Source organism: Gardnerella sp. KA00288 (assembly GCF_049244085.1).
Classification (GTDB): Bacteria; Actinomycetota; Actinomycetes; order Actinomycetales; family Bifidobacteriaceae; genus Bifidobacterium; species Bifidobacterium greenwoodii.
The window spans coordinates 426,736-444,564 of the sequence record NZ_CP058373.1; the positions used below are offsets into that span (position 1 = coordinate 426,736).

Sequence of the window (17,829 nt, forward strand, 5' to 3'; positions counted from 1 at the left end):
GTTTCGACAAACGTCATAGCAAAAACGTATAGTAAGCCTATGGCTACAACTGATATTAACACGGAATCCGTGTATTCTCCTGTTCCACCAATTTTCGAGAAGCTCGGTCTCGCTTATGACGACGTCCTTTTGCTTCCAAACGAAACTGATGTTATTCCGTCCGAAGTGGACACTTCCACTCGTCTGACTCGCGAAATTACCATGAAAGTACCGACTATTTCGGCAGCTATGGATACTGTTACCGAGTCTGATATGGCTATTGCTATGGCGCGTAATGGTGGCATTGGCGTACTTCACCGCAATCTTTCTATTGATGATCAGGCTGCGCAAGTTGATATTGTTAAGCGCAGCGAGTCGGGCATGATTACCGATCCGCTTACTGTTCACCCAGATGCTACGCTCGCCGATTTAGATAAATTGTGCGGGCGTTTCCATATTTCAGGCTTGCCGGTAGTAGATAGCGAAAATCGTTTAGTTGGTATTATTACCAACCGCGATATGCGTTTTATTGCTTCCGAAGACTACGATCGCTTGAAAGTGAAGGACGTGATGACGCGTGAAAATCTCGTCACTGGTCCTTCTGATATTTCTAAGGATGATGCTCACCGCTTGCTTGCGGATAACAAGATTGAAAAGTTACCTTTGGTTGATGCCGAAGGTAAGCTTACAGGCTTGATTACTGTTAAGGACTTTGTGAAGACTGAACAGTATCCGGATGCTACTAAGGATGATCAGGGTCGCTTGCGCGTTGCTGCTGGCATTGGTTTTCTTGGTGATGCTTGGCAGCGTGCGTGCGCTCTTATGGAAGCTGGAGTTGACGTGCTTGTGGTTGATACCGCAAACGGCGAGGCTCGTTTGGCTCTTGACATGATTCGCCGCATTAAGGCAGATAAAGCTTTCGATGGTGTGCAGGTTATTGGCGGAAATATTGCAACTCGCCAAGGCGCACAAGCTATGATTGACGCTGGCGTTGACGCTGTAAAGGTTGGCGTTGGCCCAGGCTCTATTTGCACAACGCGTGTTGTTGCAGGCGTTGGTGTGCCTCAGCTTACTGCAGTTTACGACGCTGCTCAGGCTTGCAAGGCTGCCGGAATTCCATGCATTGCAGACGGTGGTATTCACTATTCTGGCGATATTGCTAAGGCTTTGGTTGCAGGCGCTGACACTGTTATGCTCGGCGGTACTTTGGCTGGCTGTGAGGAAGCTCCAGGCGAAAAGGTTCTTCTTCACGGCAAGCAGTACAAGCTTTACCGCGGCATGGGCTCGCTTGGCGCAATGGCTCCTCGTGGTAAGAAGTCTTATTCGAAGGATCGCTACTTCCAGGCAGACGTTACCAGCTCAGACAAGGTGGTTCCGGAAGGCGTTGAAGGCGAAGTGCCATATCGCGGTCCACTTAACGCTGTGCTTTACCAGCTTCTCGGCGGTTTGCACCAGTCCATGTTCTACGTTGGTGCGCACAATATTAAGGAAATGCAGGAGCGCGGCCGCTTTATTCGCATTACTGATGCTGGTCTTCGCGAATCGCATCCTCACGATATTGTGATGACTGCAGAAGCGCCAAACTATAGCGGTTTCCACAACTAAATCGCAAGTTGCGCAAGTTACGCGTATAAATTGCGTATAAATCGCAAGTAATTTTGCATTAAACGGCGAAAAGTTAAGCAAGTTATCTACAACTTGCCTGCTTTTCGTCGTTTTTAATACGCGCTTCGTCTCTATGAAGATGTAGGCTGATGGGTTCGAAAAAATATTAGGAAAGGAACGAAAATGGCTGAAGCTAAGGAAGATCTTACTTTTACGCCGGAAGAATCGCGCTTAATTTGGATTGATTGCGAGATGACTGGACTCGATATTTTCCACGACGAGTTATGCGAAGTATCTGTAGTTCCAACTGATTTTAATTTGAAAGTTTTGGACGACGGCATTGATCTAGTGATTAAGCCGAGCGATGCTGCTGTGGCTCACATGAACGATTTTGTACGCAATATGCACACTTCTTCTGGGCTTGTTGACGAGTGGAATAAGAACGGTTTGCCGTTAGAAGAAGCGCAAAAGCAGGTTGTTGAATACGTAAAGCGTTTCCTGCCAGCTCGCGGAAAAGCGCATCTTGCTGGAAATTCAGTTGGTTCTGACAAAAAATTCCTCGACCGTTACATGCCAGATTTAATGGCAAATTTGCACTATCGCGTAATCGACGTAAGCACGTTGAAGGAAATTTCACGCAGACTTTACCCGGACGTTTACCGCAATAAGCCGGCAAAACACGGCGGTCACCGCGCTCTAGCGGATATTATTGAGTCTATTGACGAGCTTCGTTACTACCGTGACATGATGTTCGTCCCAGCTCCAGGACCAAGCGAAGCACAGGCAAAAGCTGGCGCGCAGTATATTGAAAGCACCAGCTTGCTTCGTGACTATGAGCGCCGCGGTGAAGCATTAGAGGACGTAAATTCCGCAGAAAAGCGCGACTATTAAACGCAATATCGAAAATATCGCAAATAGCGCAAATAAAAGGTACTGCCAATGAAGCAATCCGAAGCCCTAACCATAATCAACGCTGGCGCGAGCGCGTTCATTACCGGCGCTCCGGGTGCAGGTAAAACCTACGTATTAAACGCGGCTATTCGCGAAATGCGAAAGAACGGTTTAAGTGTTGCCGTAACTGCCTCTACCGGTATTGCGGCAACGCACTTAAACGGTCAAACAATTCACTCTTGGAGTGGAGTTGGGGTTTCAAACGCGCTTACGGATACGCTTCTTAAAACCATTAGAGCTAGGCGAGGAAAGCGCATAAAAGCCACGGACGTGCTCGTGTTGGACGAAGTTTCCATGATTCACGCGTGGCTTTTTGACATGGTTGATGAAGTTTGCCGGAAGGTGCGCAAAAATCCCGCTCCTTTCGGCGGGCTTCAAGTAGTTATTTCGGGCGATTTCTTCCAATTGCCGCCTGTTAGCACTTCTATGCGAAATCGCGACGTGTTTGAGCCGAGCCAGGAATTTATTGAGTCGCGCAAAAAGTATGCTGCAGCCGGCAAAAATCCGGAAGGATATATTACAGAATCTTTCGCATGGGATGCTTTGAAACCTGTTGTGTGCTACTTAACTGAGCAGCATCGTCAGGATGACGGCAAATTGCTTGAAGTTTTAACGGATATTCGTGGCGGTCTTGTAAGTGACGACGACAAGCAAGTGCTTGCTAGTCGCCTTGGTGAGTATCCGGAAGGCGATGAAGTTGCAGTGCATCTTTTCCCAACGAATGCGCAAGCAGACGGATTAAATAATATGCAGCTTGCAGCAATTGATGCAGAGTCTCACGAGTTTGTGGCAACGGAAGCCGGGCCTAAAAATCTTGTTGAGCGCTTAAAGAAGAATATGCTCGCTCCGGAGCGTTTAGTTTTGAAGGCTGGAGCTGCTGTGATGGCGTTGCGAAACGATCAGGAAAAGCAGTACGTAAATGGCTCTGTTGGGCGCGTGTTGCGTTTTGCGCCTGAATCTAAAGGTGGCTGGCCGATTGTTGAGTTTGAAAATGGCAATATTGTAACTCTTAAGCCTGCTGCTTGGGAGATGACCGACGGCGAAACTGTGCTTGCTAGCGTAAATCAAGTGCCTCTTCGATGCGCGTGGGGAATTACGATTCATAAGTCGCAAGGTATGACGCTCGATGCTGCGGTAATGGATTTGCGTAGAACTTTCGCTCCCGGAATGGGTTATGTGGCGCTTTCTCGCGTGGAAAATCTGAAAGGTCTTTATTTAAAGGGTATTAACGAACGCGCTTTTAGCGTTTCGGCGGATGCTGTACTTCTTGACGGATCTTTGCGCGATGCTTCAAAGCGTGCGAGTGAGCTGCTTGCTAGCGATGGGGCAGCTGCTTTCGTAACAAATAATATAGAAGACGATTTCGCAAATCAGCAGGAACTTGATATTTTTGCAAGTACTAGCAACGATGAGTTTGGATTCAATGACGAGTTTTAGTTGAAAATTACGTATTGTGAATTTGTTTAGTAGCGTAAACAAATGTTTATGTCCTCATGCACAAATAGATTGGAACGCATGAATTCCAATGTACTTCGTATGTCTCAGCTGTTCCTTCGTACGCTGCGCGAGGATCCTGCAGACGCGGACGTTACTTCCGCAAAACTTATGCAGCGCGCAGGCTATATTCGTAAATCTGCCCCAGGTGTGTGGACTTGGCTTCCGCTTGGACTTAAGGTTTTGAACAAGGTTCAGGCGATTATTCGCGACGAAATCAACGGTATTGGTGCGCAGGAAGTTCACTTCCCGGCACTTCTTCCGCGCGAGCCTTACGAGGCTACAAACCGTTGGGAAGAATATGGCGACAATATCTTCCGTCTTAAGGATCGCCACCAAGCTGACTATCTTCTTGCTCCAACGCACGAAGAAGTTTTCACGCTCCTTGTAAAAGATATGTATTCTTCGTACAAGGATTTGCCTGTTACTTTGTACCAGATTCAAACGAAGTATCGCGACGAGTTCCGTCCGCGCGCTGGTCTTATTCGCGGCCGCGAGTTTATTATGCAGGATGCTTATTCGTTCTCGATTGACGAAGATGGTTTGAAGTCTGCTTACGTTGAGGAGCGCGCTGCTTACGCTCGAATTTTCGACCGCCTTGGTATTAAATACGTGATTGTTCACGCTGTTTCCGGTCCAATGGGTGGTTCTGATTCTGAGGAGTTCTTGGCTCCAATGCCAATTGGCGAAGATACTTTTGCGCTCGCTCCTTCTGGAAAAGCTTGGAATGTTGAGGCTCTTACCACTCCAGAAATGCAAGATGTTGATTATTCGGCAACTCCTGCAGCAGAAGCTCTCGAAACTCCAGACGCTAAGACGATTGAAGCTTTGGTTAAGGTTTCTAACGACTTGCATCCGCGTAAAGATGGTCGCGAATGGCAAGCAGACGACACTTTGAAGAACTTGATTATTGCTGTTAAGCACCCGGCTGATGCTGAGGGTGGAGAGCATGAGGAGCCATGGCGCGAAATCGTTGCTATTGGTATTCCAGGAGACCGCCAGGTAGATATGAAGCGTCTTGAAGCTCAGTTTGCTCCTGCAGAAATTGAAGAAGCAACTGAGGATGATTTGAAGGCTCATCCTGAGTTTGTTAAGGGCTACATTGGATTTAGCGTATTAGGTCCTCAAGCTCGCAAAGAGGGTAGTGGTATTGCAAATCCTGTCCGCTACTTGATGGATGCTCACGTTGCAAAGGGTAGCGCCTGGATTACAGGAGCTGACGAAGACGGAAAGCACGTTTACAACGCTGTTTACGGCCGCGATTTTGAGGCGGACGGTGTTGTTGAAGCAGCCCAGGTTCGCGATGGCGATATGAGCCCAGATGGTTCTGGTCCGTTGAGCTTCGAACGCGGTGTGGAAATCGGCCAGGTGTTCCAGCTTGGCTTAAAGTATTCTAAGGCTTTGGGCTTAAGCGTTCTTAACGAAAACGGTAAGGCTGTACCAGTTTGGATGGGCTGCTACGGCATTGGCGTTAGCCGTGTAATTGCATGCTTGGCAGAAACACATCACGATGACGCTGGTCTTGCATGGCCTATGGCAATTGCTCCAGCTCAAGTTCATGTTGTTGCAACAGGCAAGGATCAGGTTGCTTTCGACGCTGCTGAAAAGGTTGTTGAAGAGCTTAGCAAGCAGGGCATCGAAGTAATCTTTGACGACCGTCCAAAGGTTTCTCCAGGCGTAAAGTTCAAGGATGCTGAGCTTGTTGGCGTGCCGCTGATTGCTGTTGCTGGTCGCGATACCGTGAACAATGGCACTATTGAAATCCGCAATCGCGATGGCTCAGACGTTGAGGCAGTTCCAGTTGACGAAGCTGCCGCTCGAATCGTATCTCGCGTAAACGATTTGCTTAAGTAACGACCTGTTTTACAATTTGCCGCCAGGAATACTACTACTACTACTACTATTCTTGGCGGCATTATTGTTTATCGTGGTGCGCGAGGTATTATTTACTTTCTTTAGATATCAGCATCACCTCCATATTCGTCGTCCGTGCTGTCTGAGTGAGAGTCAGTACGTTCTATTTTTTCGTTTTGTGACTGGTTGCTGTCTTTCGTCTGCCCATTTTTAGCAGTTTCAGCGTTTCTTTTTGTAAATTGTGTAGTTCCGCGATTCAAATCGTGCCCAATAGTAGAAGCTTCCAAAATTACGCGATTATAATCGTTTCCATCTTTCGTCCAGCTTTCTGTACTCAAATTGCCATATACAACGATTGCATCACCTTTATGCACGCTTTTCAGCACGTTTGAAGCCAAAGTTCTATACGCTTTCACAGTCATCCAAGTAGTTGGACGCTCATGCCATTGCTGCTCGTCGTTACGGTAATATGATTGCGTGCTCGCAATTCGTAGCGAACAAGCCGGAGAATTTTCGCTGCGCCCAAAGCTTACAGGCTCAGCACCTACGTATCCACTAATAGTCACGGTTGACTGTTGTTGTGCCATATTTCATAGTCCTTTCACAAATTGGACTGCAGCCATTTCAGCCCCGAAATACAGAGCCATCATTGCCTCTGAGCTTCGCAGCCACGAGGAAATGCCGCAGTAATAACAACTATGAACTTTGTGCAACAACTTTGCCAGCAAACTTTTCTATTGTGGTTAAAACCTAGGTTTTATCCACAATGTAATTAATCTCTTGACTACAACAAAATATTTAGTAAATGCTCCGCAATTATCTGCACATGCGTAATAATTCCTCGTCGCAGGGTAGTATTGAGCGAACGTATTGAAAATATTGAATGCAGTGAAGAAGATATTTATGGTGGAAAGTAATCATCAATATGCGAAGCATAAATCTAATATGCGCATAAGTTGGGTTAGTATCCTTGTTATTTCGGCAGTATGCCTAACTGTGTGCGCAATATCGCAAAATTTTGCTGATTTTACTTTAGAAAATTCTAAGGCGTATCATCAGGCGTATCATCAAGCTTATCGTCACGAATATCATCAAAATACAATAATTCAAACAACTAATTCTGCTTCTTCTGCATCTTTTATTCAGTCAAGTAATGTAGCGCGTTACGTTCTTTCTTCTATTCGAAATGCAAGATCTAGGCTTTACGATGATCGAAGCACGTATTTTAATGGCGTTCCTTTGCAAGATTACGTGAGCCGCTCAGGTCTTACTAAAGAGGCGTATGTTAATAATATTCAGTACGATTCTGAAAATGAAGAGGATGCTTTCCGTCGCGCGCAAGAAACCGCTCAGCATGGGCAGTTTGGCCATTTTGGCCCAGATGGTGTTAGTGAGCCTGATTACACTGGCCGAAAGGCGTGGGGTGAAAATTTAAGTTGGGGTGTGGATCTTGCTGGTTCTATGCAATTGTGGATTCAAGATGAAGAATCGGCTTTGCGCGCAACCGGCGGAAGTTTTAACGAAGATAATGGTCATTTGTATCAGATTTTGAATCCTAGCAATATTTCTTTCGGTTACGGAGAAGCTTCGGGCGGCCCTTATGGTGTTGTTGGAGCGTTGACACTGTCGGAATATAACGGTGATGTTGATTATCCGGATGGAAAGATTGGCCCAGAATCTCCCGAAGCGCAAAAAAAGCGTGCTGAAGAGGAGAGAAAGAAGAAGGAAGAGCAGAAGCGTAAAGACGAGGAAGCTAAGAAGAAAAAAGCTTTGGCTAAAAAGAAGCATTTGAAGCATAAGCATCATAAAAAGTTGGCGAAAGCTATGAAGAAAAATGCTTCAGCGTATAAATTTATTGTGATTATTTCTGTGATTTTAAGCGTGCTGGTTTTGTGCGCAATTGCAGTGGTGGCTTGGATTTTCTTAAAACGAAGGATGATTTCTAAAAATAGTAAATAATAAGCCCGCAAACGTTTATTAAGCGTCTGCAGGCTTCTAGTTTTTTTAACTTTTTTGACTTATTTGCTTTTTATTCGCAACTTACCAAATGTGCACGCGCTCAGCAGGGTCGAGCCACATTTCGTCGCCTTCTTTAACGCTGAAAGCATCGTAGAACAAGTCCACGTTTCGAGCAATTCCGTTAGTGCGGCATTCGGCTGGGGAGTGCGGGTCGATTTGAAGCAGCTGCTCAGCAATCTCGTTACGAGCTTTGGAACGCCATACCAACGCGTAGCTTAAGAAGAATCGTTGCAGAGCAGTGAAACCGTCTACTTCAGGAGCGTTACGCAAAGTTTCGCGAATCGCGTCGTCACTTCCGTCAATCTCTCGTCCTTCGCTCTTTTGCAAAGCAAAAGCGTAAGCTTTAAGCGCAATAGTTACGCCGCTTAAATCGCCAATATTTTCGCCGATTGTTAAAGCGCCGTTTACGTGAGGCATTGCGTCTCGCTCAGCTTTGCTCTTCAAGTGAGAGTATTTAACAATAAGTTGCGTTGGCGTAAAAGCATTGTATTGCTCAATAAGCTTTTTAGTGCGCTCAGCAAAGTTGGCTTTGTCTTCTTCAGTCCACCAATTGTTAAGCATGCCGTCGCCGTCGTATTCGCAACCTTGGTCGTCAAAACCGTGGCCGATTTCGTGGCCAATCACTGCACCAATAGCGCCATAATTTGCTGCGTCTGGAGCGCTCGGGTTAAAGAATGGTGGTTGCAAAATTGCAGCTGGGAACACGATTACGTTAAGCAATGGATCGTAGTAAGCGTTCACAGTTTGCGGAGTCATCTGCCATTCTTCGCGATCCACAGGCTTTCCAGCTTTCGCAGTATTCTTACCAAAGCCAAATCGATAAACTTCGCGCATATTCTTAACTAAACCAGCGTCTTCCTTAATATTCAACGCAGAATAGTCAACCCAATGATTCGTGTAACCAATATTCGGCTCAAACTTGCTAAGCTTTTCCAAAGCCTTTGCTTTAGTCTCCTCGCCAAGCCAGCTGCTGTGCGAAATCGACTCACGGTAAGCGTTAATAAGATTGTTAACTAATTCCTGCATATACTTTTTAGAAGACTCAGGGAAGTGCAAGCGCACGTATTCGCGCCCAACTTCTTCGCCGCAAGAATCGTCAACAACTCCCACTGCGCGCTTCCAACGGTCGCGCTGCTTTGTTGCGCCAGAAAGCACTTTGCCGTAGAAGTCAAATCGAGCTTGTGCAAAATCTTCACTAAGTAAGCTTGCCCAGCGCAAAATCACGTGCACGCGCGCCCAAAGCTTTAAATCTTCTAAGTCGGCTTCCTGCCAAATCTTATTCAAACCTTCCATAAAGCTTGGCTCGTGAACTACAACTTTGTTAAAAGCTTCACGAAGGTTGATTGGCTGGTGCTTTGCTTCTTCGCAAGTATCGTACGCTTTTTGAGTAGCGTCTAAGAAAGCGTCGAGATTAAGCGCTTCAAGAGTTTTTGCCAAATCAGCATAATCGTAAGGATTATAAGTTTTTTGAGAATCGCGAGTTGCTACGTTATCCCAATGCTTGCTTGCAATCTTCGTTTCAACATTCAAGAAACGCTCGGCTTGCGCTTGTGTAGTAGTTGCGTCTCCGTAGCCTGCTAAGCGCAGCAAAGAAGCTACCATTTTTACGTATTCATTGCGAATTGGAACGTAATTGTCTTCGCGATAGTACGCTTCGTCTGGCAATCCTAATCCCGACTGCTCAATATGCATAATATTCGTCTTAGGATCCTTAGGATCTCCGTAAACGCCAAAATAGAACATTGCGTCCGGTCCGCCGTAAGGGTTAAGCGTGCCGAGAGTGCGAACCAAATCTTCCTTGCTGCAAGCTTTATCTACAGCGTCTAGATCGCCCTTAATTGGCGTAATCCCAGCTTTTTCAATAGCTGCAGTATCCAAATAGTTACGGTATAAAGCTTGCGACTTTTTAGCTGAGCAATCTTCGCTTTCTAAAATATCTCGAATTTGCGTCTCTGCATCTTCTGCAAGCTTGTGGAAAGCACCAAACATTGGGCGGTCGTCTGGAAGAGTGTAAGTGTCAATCCAAGGTCCGTTTACGTAACGGAACAAGTCGTCTTGCGGACGAATAACCGACGAGAAGGAAGCTGGATCAAAATCTACAGCAGAAATTTCCTTCTGCGATTCCTTATTATTATTTTCATTGTTATTAGGCATGAATTTAGCTTACAAGTATTAAGCGACACTATTAGCTAGTATTTTCGCAATATTTTCGCCATATTTTGCGCTATTTTCGTGCCTGCGCGTTAGTCTTGAAGCATGATTGAACTGAAAACTCCATCTGAAATTGAAGCGATGAAACCTGCAGGTCGCTTCGTCGGTAGTATTCTTAAAGACTTAAAAGCAATGACCAAAGTTGGCACGAATCTTCTTGAAATTGATGACTTCGTTCGTCAACGCATTATGAGCCGCAAAGGTGCGTCTTCTTGCTATGTTGATTACGCTCCTGATTTTGGAACTGGTCCTTTTGCGCACTACATTTGCACTTCTGTAAATGATGCTGTTCTTCACGGAGTTCCATACGATTACAATCTTAAAGACGGCGATTTGCTAACTCTTGATTTGGCAATTAACGTCGACGGTTGGGTTGGAGATTCCGCTATTAGTTTCGTGGTTGGAAAGCATGCAGATCCTGAGGATTTGCGATTGATTAAGTGCACTGAGGAAGCGCTGGAGGCAGGCATTAACATGGCTCAGCCTGGAAACCGTCTTGGCGATATTTCTGCAGCTGTTGGTTGTGTTGCTCACGAGTATGGTTACAGTGTAAACCTTGAGTTTGGCGGTCACGGAGTCGGTCATATTATGCACGGCGATCCGCACGTTCCTAACGATGGCACTGCTCACCATGGCTACAAGCTTCGCCCGGGCTTGGTGATTGCAATTGAGCCATGGTTCTTAAAGACTACTGACGAAATTTACCAGGATCCTAAGGATGGTTGGACTCTTCGCTCTGCTGATGGTTCTCGCGGTGCTCATAGCGAGCATACGATTGCAATTACGGAGAATGGTCCTGAGATTTTGACCGTACGCTAGACTTATAAATAGTTGATTTTGTAAGTATTTTGCGAATAGTAATTGCGTAAAACAGGTATGTAAAGAGGTACTTTAAGTAAATGGCGGAATTTGATTTTGCACAGGCGCTACGCGATGTTGAATCAAAGTATGCTTCGATTGTGAAGGCTTTAGACGTTGATTCGTTGAAAGTTACGATTGCTGATTTAGAAAAGCAGGCTGCAGAGCCTGGGCTTTGGGATGATTCTGAGCATGCTCAGCAGGTTACGAGTAAGCTTTCTGCAGCTCAGTCTCAGTTGAAGCGTTTGCAAGCTGTAGATCAGCGCATTGAGGATACTAAGACTTTAATTGAGCTTGGCCAAGAAGAAGGCGATGCTGATTCTATGAGTGAGGCTCAAGAAGAGCTTGGCTCTATTGCTCACGAGTTGGACGATATGGAAGTTCAGACTCTTCTTGACGGCGAATATGATGCTCGTTCTGCGGTTGTTACGATTCGTTCTGGTGCGGGAGGTGTGGATGCTGCTGATTTTGCTCAAATGCTTCTTCGTATGTACTTGCGTTGGGCTGAGCGAAACGGCTATAAAACTAAGATGATGGACACGTCTTATGCGGAAGAAGCTGGTATTAAATCTGCTACTTTCCAAGTGGATGCCCCGTACGCGTATGGTCGCCTTTCTGTAGAGGGCGGTACTCACAGAATGGTTCGTATTTCGCCATTTGATAATCAAGGACGTCGTCAAACCGGCTTTAGCGCAGTGGAAGTGATCCCTTTGGTTGAAGCTACGGATCATATTGATATTCCAGATTCCGACATTCGCGTGGATACTTTCCAAGCTTCAGGTCCTGGCGGTCAGGGCGTGAACACTACGTATTCTGCTGTTCGTATTACGCATTTGCCAACAGGCTTGGTTGTTTCTATGCAAGATGAGCGCAGCCAGATTCAAAACCGCGCAGCTGCAATGGCTGTTTTGCAGTCGCGTTTGCTTGTGCTTAAGCACGCGGAGGAAGCTGCTAAAAAGAAGGAGCTTGCTGGAGATATTAAGGCAAGCTGGGGAGACCAGATGCGCTCCTACGTTCTTCACCCGTACCAAATGGTGAAGGATTTGCGCACTGGCTACGAAACTTCACAAACTCAAGCTGTTTTTGACGGTGATATTGACGGTTTTATTGAAGCTGGCATTCGTTGGCGTCACGAGCAGCGAGTTGCGGCTCAAAAAGAAGCTGAAAAAGAAGCAGAAAAATAATCTTAAACTAAAGCTAAATCTAGAACTAAAAACCAATAATTACACATAATCTTCGGAAGGATTGAAACAATGTCGCTGATTTCATTAGATCATGTGTCAAAAATATATCCGAGAGGTACGCGCCCTGCACTAGACGATGTGTCTTTGCATGTGGATCGCGGAGATTTTGTGTTTCTTGTTGGTGCTTCTGGCTCTGGCAAAACCACATTGCTCAGTTTGCTTCTTCGCGAAGAGGAAGCAAATGGTGGGGAAATTCACGTTGCTGGTAACGATTTGCGCAGACTTTCTAACCGTCAGGTTCCGCAGTATCGCAGATCTCTTGGCTTTATTTTCCAAGATTATAAGCTGCTTAATAATAAAACGGTTTATCAAAATGTTGCTTTTGCTTTGGAAGTAATCGGCACTAGTAGAGCGACTATTCGCTCGCTTGTGCCTCGCGTGCTAGAAACTGTTGGCTTAACTGGTAAGGAAAATAACTATCCGCATGAGCTTTCTGGTGGTGAGGCTCAGCGTGTGGCTATTGCTCGCGCGTATGTAAATCATCCTCAAATTATTCTTGCAGATGAGCCTACTGGTAATTTGGATCCAACTACTTCTCTTGGAATTATGGAAGTTTTGGATGCTATTAACCGAACTGGCACAACAATTGTTATGGCTACGCATAATGAGGAGATTGTGAACTCAATGCGTAAGCGCGTTGTTGAGCTTCACGAGGGTAAGATTGTTCGAGATGAGCGCGAAGGCTCTTACGATTCTGCTCTTTACTTCCCGGATTCAGATGTTGAACAAAAGTCTAAAGCTCAGCAGTCTGTTGAAAAAAATAGCGAAGAGGCTGAAATTTCAGCTTCAATCAATCAGCCTGAAAATACTGAACGTCATAAGCGACTTTCTAAAAAAGCTCAACGTGCGGAGCAGGCTCGCGAAACTGTTGATATTGTTACGCAATCTCTTCAAAGTGACACTGCAGAAAATGATGGTATTGCACGCCTTGCTCAGTCTGTTCATTCTGGAAGGACTGGCCGTTACGGTGAAGTGTTCCAGTCTTTGGAAACAACAATGACTTGGGGACGCGGGTTGGTTTCTACAAACGATAAAAACGTTGGAGAGGATGTTTCAGAAGTTGAGATTTCGGAAGATAATAAAGAATCCGCTGAATCTGCAGAAACTGTTGAATCCACTGAATCTCATGAAACTCATGAATCTACTGAAAATTCTGAAGTGAGTGAAAAATCGCAATCTGAAACTAGCGAGGAGTCGCAATCTGTAGCAGAAAATCATTCACAATCTGATTCTGAATCTGAGAGTAAGTCTCAGCTCCCTCCTATGCCTCCAGCTCCACCTAAGCCATCTGTTGCGGCTGCAAATACTAATAATGAGAACATTAGTGTTGACGATAGCAATAATGACACTAATAAAACTGAAGGAGCAGAGTAATGCGTTTAAGATTCATTTTTTCCGAAACATGCATTAGTTTACGCCGTAACGTTTCAATGATTCTTTCCGTTATGCTCGTAACTTTTATTTCCTTCCTTTTTATTGGTGCTTCTGTGTTAATGCAGGCTCAAATCACTAAAGCTAAGGGCGACTGGTACGACAAGGTTGAGGTTGTTGCATGGCTTTGCCCAGATGGAACTAGCCAATCTCCATCCTGTGCTTCTGGAAAAGCTCCAACAAACGCTGAAATAGTAAAACTTGAGCATGTTATTCACCAAGAATTAGGCGACGACGTTTCAAATATTACTTACGTAAGTCGTAATGAATTTTATAAAAATACTTTCCTAAAGCAGTATCCTAACGGAATGTATCAGGGTAGAACTCTTACCGCCGCAGATATGCAGGATTCGCTTCGCTTAAAACTTACTAATCCTATGAAATACCAGGTTGTTTCGGAAGTTCTTTCTGGACGAGATGGTGTGGAAGAGGTTGTTGATCAGCGACAAATTTTCGACCCTGTTTTCAGTGTTCTTAATAGAGCTACAGTAGTTACGATTGTTCTTGCTGCAGTTATGGTTGTTGTGGCCATTATGCTTACAGGCACTACAATTCGTATGTCTGCAGCGAGCCGCCGTCAAGAAACTGAGATTATGCGTTTAGTTGGTGCTTCTAACTGGACTATTCGCATGCCGTTTATTCTTGAAGGTGCTTTCGCTTCCTTCGCTGGATCTTTGCTTGCGGGCGCGGCATTAAGCTTGGTTGTAAAAGTGTTTGTAACTGATTGGCTTGCGCAAAATGTTCGTTGGATGCCATTTATAACGCAGTCTACTGTGTGGTTGTGTGTTCCAATGCTTGTTGCTGGAGCTGTTGTGCTTTCTGTAGTAGCTTCTGCTATTGCTTTAAGACGATACTTAAAGGCGTAAGTTAAATTATTTGCGTAAAAAATTCAAAAAAACTAAAAAACTTAGAAAAACTCGCGTGATTCCTTACTTAACGCTATAATTCGCATTAGTAACGTGGAAAGGGAAGTAATATGAGCGTAACTCGACGTAGCGTGTGCAATAGGCACAATCGTATAATAGTTAGCTTGGTTGTTTCCGTTGCTATGCTGCTTAGTGGCGTTGTTGGCTCGTTATTAACTGCTGATACTGCTAGCGCTGTTAATATGAACGAATACAGGCGTAAAGTGCAGAGGAACGAGAATCTAAAGCGTCAGCTTTCTGGTGTTAATAAGCAGCTGGCAAAGAAGATTCTCGAGCTTAATGATTTGAATGAGCGTCAAATTCCAGGCCAGGTTCGTGCGGCTCAGCAGGCTGAAGAGCAGGCTGCTCAAGCGCGTAGTCTTGCAGAATCTACTCAGCAAAGATTAGAGTCTGCTCAAAAAGATAAGCGCGATTTGGAAGAAAAAATTAAGAAAACTGGCGCCGATTTTGACGATGCAAAAGCTGCTGTAGCTCAACTTGCTCGTAAGAGTTTCCACGGTTCTCAAGCCTCCGATGTTATGAATATCGTTACGAAGTCAACAACTACTGAGCAGTTTGTTGGCAAACTTCAGTCTGAAGCTGCAGTTGCTCGTAGCGAGGCAAACGCTGCAAACGATGCTGCAGTTAAATTAAATACTTCTATGAATCGTCGTCAGCGTTTGGCTGCTATTGAAACGGAAATCGCAAAACTTAAGCAGCAGGCCGATACTCAGGCTCAAAGCGCGCAGATTGCTGCTAAAGCTGCTAACGATCGCAGGAAGTCGTTGCAAGATTTGCGAGATCAGGGCGAAAATATTCGTAAGCAGCTTGAAAGTCAAAAAAGTAGTTTAACTACTCAGTCTGCTCGTGAAGCTGCAGAAATTGTGGCAATGAAGTCTGCTATTGACGCTCAAGCTCGCGCTCTTGCAAACAAGTCATTTGCTCGCGCTGATCCTAACGCTGGAAACCGTCAGCAGGTTAGGGGAGCTGGAACTAATGCTTCTTTGCCTCCAATGCAGCTTTCCGATGGTGCTGCTAACGGCATGAATTACACTGTTCCTGGCAATTGCCCTGAAGGAGCTAAGTTCTGCTACGGTCATAATACTGGCAATTCTGTTGGCGGTTCTGCTTATCCTGCTCGTCAGTGCACATTGTGGGCTTATTTGCGTAGGTCTCAGCTTGGTTTGCCAGTTGGATCGTATATGGGTAATGGTGCTGAGTGGGCGAATACTGGTCGTCGATTAGGGTATTTAGTTAATCGTACTCCACACGTTGGTGCTGTTATGGTGTTTGCTCGCGGCCAGCGCGTTGGTAACTGGACTGCAGACTGGCAGTATGGTCACGTTGCTGTTGTTGAGCGTGTTAATGCGGATGGTTCAGTGCTTATTTCTGAAGGCGGCACCGGATTCTCAACATTCCCAGCGTACGAAACTATTTACAATCCAGGCGACTACGAGTACGTGCATTATTAAAGTTCATAAGACGCGTACAAGTAGTTTGTGCGTGTCTTAAAAAATAAGCTTGAAGACTCAAGTGCGCTTGCCATAAGATAGAAGTCTTATGGCAAGTTTTGTTTGTGGTCTTAGTATTGGAGGGGAGTTATGGCAAATAAACCTGCTCAAGATGGTACGGTTACTGTAGCTCAAAATCGTAAGGCTCATCATGACTACGCCATTGAAGATTGCTACGAAGCTGGTCTTGCTCTTACTGGAACGGAAGTTAAGTCCTTGCGCGAAGGTCGAGCTTCTTTAGCGGAATCTTTTGTAAATATTGATCGTCGCGGTGAAATGTGGCTTGAGGGGGCTAATATTCCTGAGTATTTGAACGGTACTTGGAATAATCATGCTCCAAAGCGTAAACGCAAGCTGCTTCTTCATGCGGCTCAAATAGCTAAACTTTCTAGGCAGACTGAAGCAAAAGGATATACTGTAGTTCCGTTGCGTCTGTATTTTAAGGGAAGCTATGTGAAAGTTGAGATTGCTTTGGCGCGCGGTAAGAAGGAATTTGATAAGCGCGAGGCTTTGCGTGAGGAGCAAGATAAGCGCGAGGCTTTGCGTGCTATGCGTTACCGTAATTTGCGCGCTCAATAATCATCTCAACGCGACACGCCACATATTATACATTATTGCGAATAATATGCGTCATATTTTTTCAGGAAGTCAACTATTTTGCTAATAAGCAGTATGTTTATTTCAGTATATACACTATTTTGCATAAACAGTTGTGAAAATAGTAGGGTTATCGTGTATAGTTATACGCATCACTGAAAATTATTAGATTTACGGAGAAGAAAAATGTTCAAATCAATTAAACCTATTGCTGCCGTTGCTTCTTTAGTTTTGATTGGCACTATTGCCGCCTGCGGTCCTGCTGATTCCAAGCAGAATGCAGATCCAGATGTTGCCAGAAGCTACGACGTAAGCAATGTTCAAAAAGATGATGCAGTAGCAGCTTTGGTACCAAAAGCAGTAGCTAAAACAGGCGAGCTTGTTGTTGGTGTAAACGTTAGCTATGCTCCTGCAGAATTCTTCGCTGCTGACGGCAAAACACCAGTCGGTTACGAAATTGATTTTTCTAAAGCTTTGGCAAAGGTTATGGGCTTGAATGCTAAGATTATTCACGCTCAATTCGACTCTATTATTCCTGCAATCGGCAGCAAGTATAACGTCGGTATTTCCGGTTTTACTGTTAATGCTGAACGTATGAAGTCCGTTGACTTTGTTACTTACGCAAACGCTGGCTTGTCTTTCGAAGTGCGTAAGGGAAATCCTACTAAGGTAGACACAAAGAATCTTTGCGGCAAAAAAGTAACTGTGGAAACCGGCACAGTTGGCGAGCCTATTATGGAAGAAGCTAAAAAGAAGTGCGCTGCGAATAACGATAAGCCTCTTGAAATCATGAGCTTCAAAGAGCAGACTGACGCAACTACCGCTCTTCTTTCTGGTCGTGCAGACGTTATGTATGCAGATACTCCAGTAGCTGGTTACGCTGCTATTAAGAACGCTGGAAAGCTTGAAATTCTTGAAAACAGCAAGGATGCAGAGCCAATGGGTGCTGCTGTTAAGAAGGGCGATGCTGCAATGCTTAAGGCTGTTAAGGCTGGCATTGATAAGCTTATGAAGTCCGGAATTTACAAGGACATTTTGAAGAAGTGGGGCGTTGAAAACGTTGCTATTAAGGAAGCTGTAGTTAATCCTAAGCTTTAATAAGCTTTAATAAGCTTTAATAAGCTTTAATAAGCTTTAATAAGCTTTAATAAGCTTTAAACTAAGCTTTAG

General features: G+C 45.0%; 14 protein-coding genes. 12 read left to right on the top strand and 2 right to left on the bottom strand.

Translation table 11 applies throughout. The features are described 5' to 3' along the window. Window positions 1–39: 39 nt before the first annotated feature. The 4 genes from guaB (at window position 40) to HXT52_RS01585 (ending at window position 5,883) form a co-directional block, all read left to right on the top strand. Entirely contained in the window at window positions 40–1,584 is a 1,545-nt protein-coding gene (guaB, locus tag HXT52_RS01570; RefSeq protein WP_004136917.1) for an IMP dehydrogenase, read from the top strand. A gap of 183 nt (window positions 1,585–1,767) precedes the next feature. After that, on the top strand, window positions 1,768–2,475 hold the full coding sequence (gene orn, locus HXT52_RS01575) for an oligoribonuclease (protein ID WP_421776042.1): 708 nt from the start codon (window positions 1,768–1,770) through the stop codon (window positions 2,473–2,475). 48 nt (window positions 2,476–2,523) lie between these two features. Then, a complete protein-coding gene (locus HXT52_RS01580) occupies window positions 2,524–3,972 on the top strand; it encodes a PIF1 family DEAD/DEAH box helicase (protein ID WP_421776043.1) in 1,449 nt (482 codons plus the stop codon). Window positions 3,973–4,050: 78 nt separating this feature from the next. Next, window positions 4,051–5,883, top strand: coding sequence for a proline--tRNA ligase (locus HXT52_RS01585; RefSeq protein ID WP_421776044.1), 1,833 nt, complete (start codon window positions 4,051–4,053; stop codon window positions 5,881–5,883). A 101-nt stretch (window positions 5,884–5,984) separates the two neighbouring features. Here HXT52_RS01585 and HXT52_RS01590 read toward each other — a convergent pair whose 3' ends face one another. Next, on the bottom strand, window positions 5,985–6,470 hold the full coding sequence (locus HXT52_RS01590) for a single-stranded DNA-binding protein (RefSeq protein WP_004127425.1): 486 nt from the start codon (window positions 6,468–6,470) through the stop codon (window positions 5,985–5,987). A gap of 316 nt (window positions 6,471–6,786) precedes the next feature. On the opposite strand from HXT52_RS01590, the gene HXT52_RS01595 reads away from it, so the two are divergent. Continuing rightward, on the top strand, window positions 6,787–7,842 hold the full coding sequence (locus HXT52_RS01595) for a CAP domain-containing protein (RefSeq protein WP_421776045.1): 1,056 nt from the start codon (window positions 6,787–6,789) through the stop codon (window positions 7,840–7,842). A gap of 81 nt (window positions 7,843–7,923) precedes the next feature. On the opposite strand, the gene HXT52_RS01600 is transcribed toward HXT52_RS01595, so the two are convergent. Next, window positions 7,924–10,056, bottom strand: a complete 2,133-nt coding sequence (locus HXT52_RS01600; protein WP_421776046.1) for a M13 family metallopeptidase — start codon at window positions 10,054–10,056, stop codon at window positions 7,924–7,926. A 102-nt stretch (window positions 10,057–10,158) separates the two neighbouring features. Here HXT52_RS01600 and map point away from each other — a divergent pair, with 102 nt between their 5' ends. The 7 genes from map (at window position 10,159) to HXT52_RS01635 (ending at window position 17,757) form a co-directional block, all read left to right on the top strand. Next, complete coding sequence (gene map / locus HXT52_RS01605) at window positions 10,159–10,932, top strand: type I methionyl aminopeptidase (RefSeq protein WP_004108441.1); 774 nt, start codon at window positions 10,159–10,161, stop codon at window positions 10,930–10,932. Between the two features lie 80 nt (window positions 10,933–11,012). After that, window positions 11,013–12,155, top strand: a complete 1,143-nt coding sequence (gene prfB, locus HXT52_RS01610) for a peptide chain release factor 2 (RefSeq protein WP_116794177.1) — start codon at window positions 11,013–11,015, stop codon at window positions 12,153–12,155. A 69-nt stretch (window positions 12,156–12,224) separates the two neighbouring features. Then, window positions 12,225–13,589, top strand: coding sequence for a cell division ATP-binding protein FtsE (ftsE, locus tag HXT52_RS01615; RefSeq protein WP_421776047.1), 1,365 nt, complete (start codon window positions 12,225–12,227; stop codon window positions 13,587–13,589). Continuing rightward, the gene (gene ftsX / locus HXT52_RS01620) at window positions 13,589–14,512 is read left to right on the top strand and encodes a permease-like cell division protein FtsX (protein WP_004129488.1); all 924 of its coding nucleotides are present in this window, start codon (window positions 13,589–13,591) and stop codon (window positions 14,510–14,512) included. Before ftsE ends, ftsX begins: the two co-directional genes overlap by 1 nt. Window positions 14,513–14,622: 110 nt before the next feature. Further along, complete coding sequence (locus HXT52_RS01625; RefSeq protein ID WP_421776048.1) at window positions 14,623–16,023, top strand: CHAP domain-containing protein; 1,401 nt, start codon at window positions 14,623–14,625, stop codon at window positions 16,021–16,023. A 129-nt stretch (window positions 16,024–16,152) separates the two neighbouring features. Beyond that, complete coding sequence (gene smpB, locus HXT52_RS01630) at window positions 16,153–16,641, top strand: SsrA-binding protein SmpB (RefSeq protein ID WP_004135576.1); 489 nt, start codon at window positions 16,153–16,155, stop codon at window positions 16,639–16,641. A 204-nt stretch (window positions 16,642–16,845) separates the two neighbouring features. After that, window positions 16,846–17,757, top strand: coding sequence for an ABC transporter substrate-binding protein (locus HXT52_RS01635; RefSeq protein WP_375169359.1), 912 nt, complete (start codon window positions 16,846–16,848; stop codon window positions 17,755–17,757). Window positions 17,758–17,829: the final 72 nt, after the last annotated feature.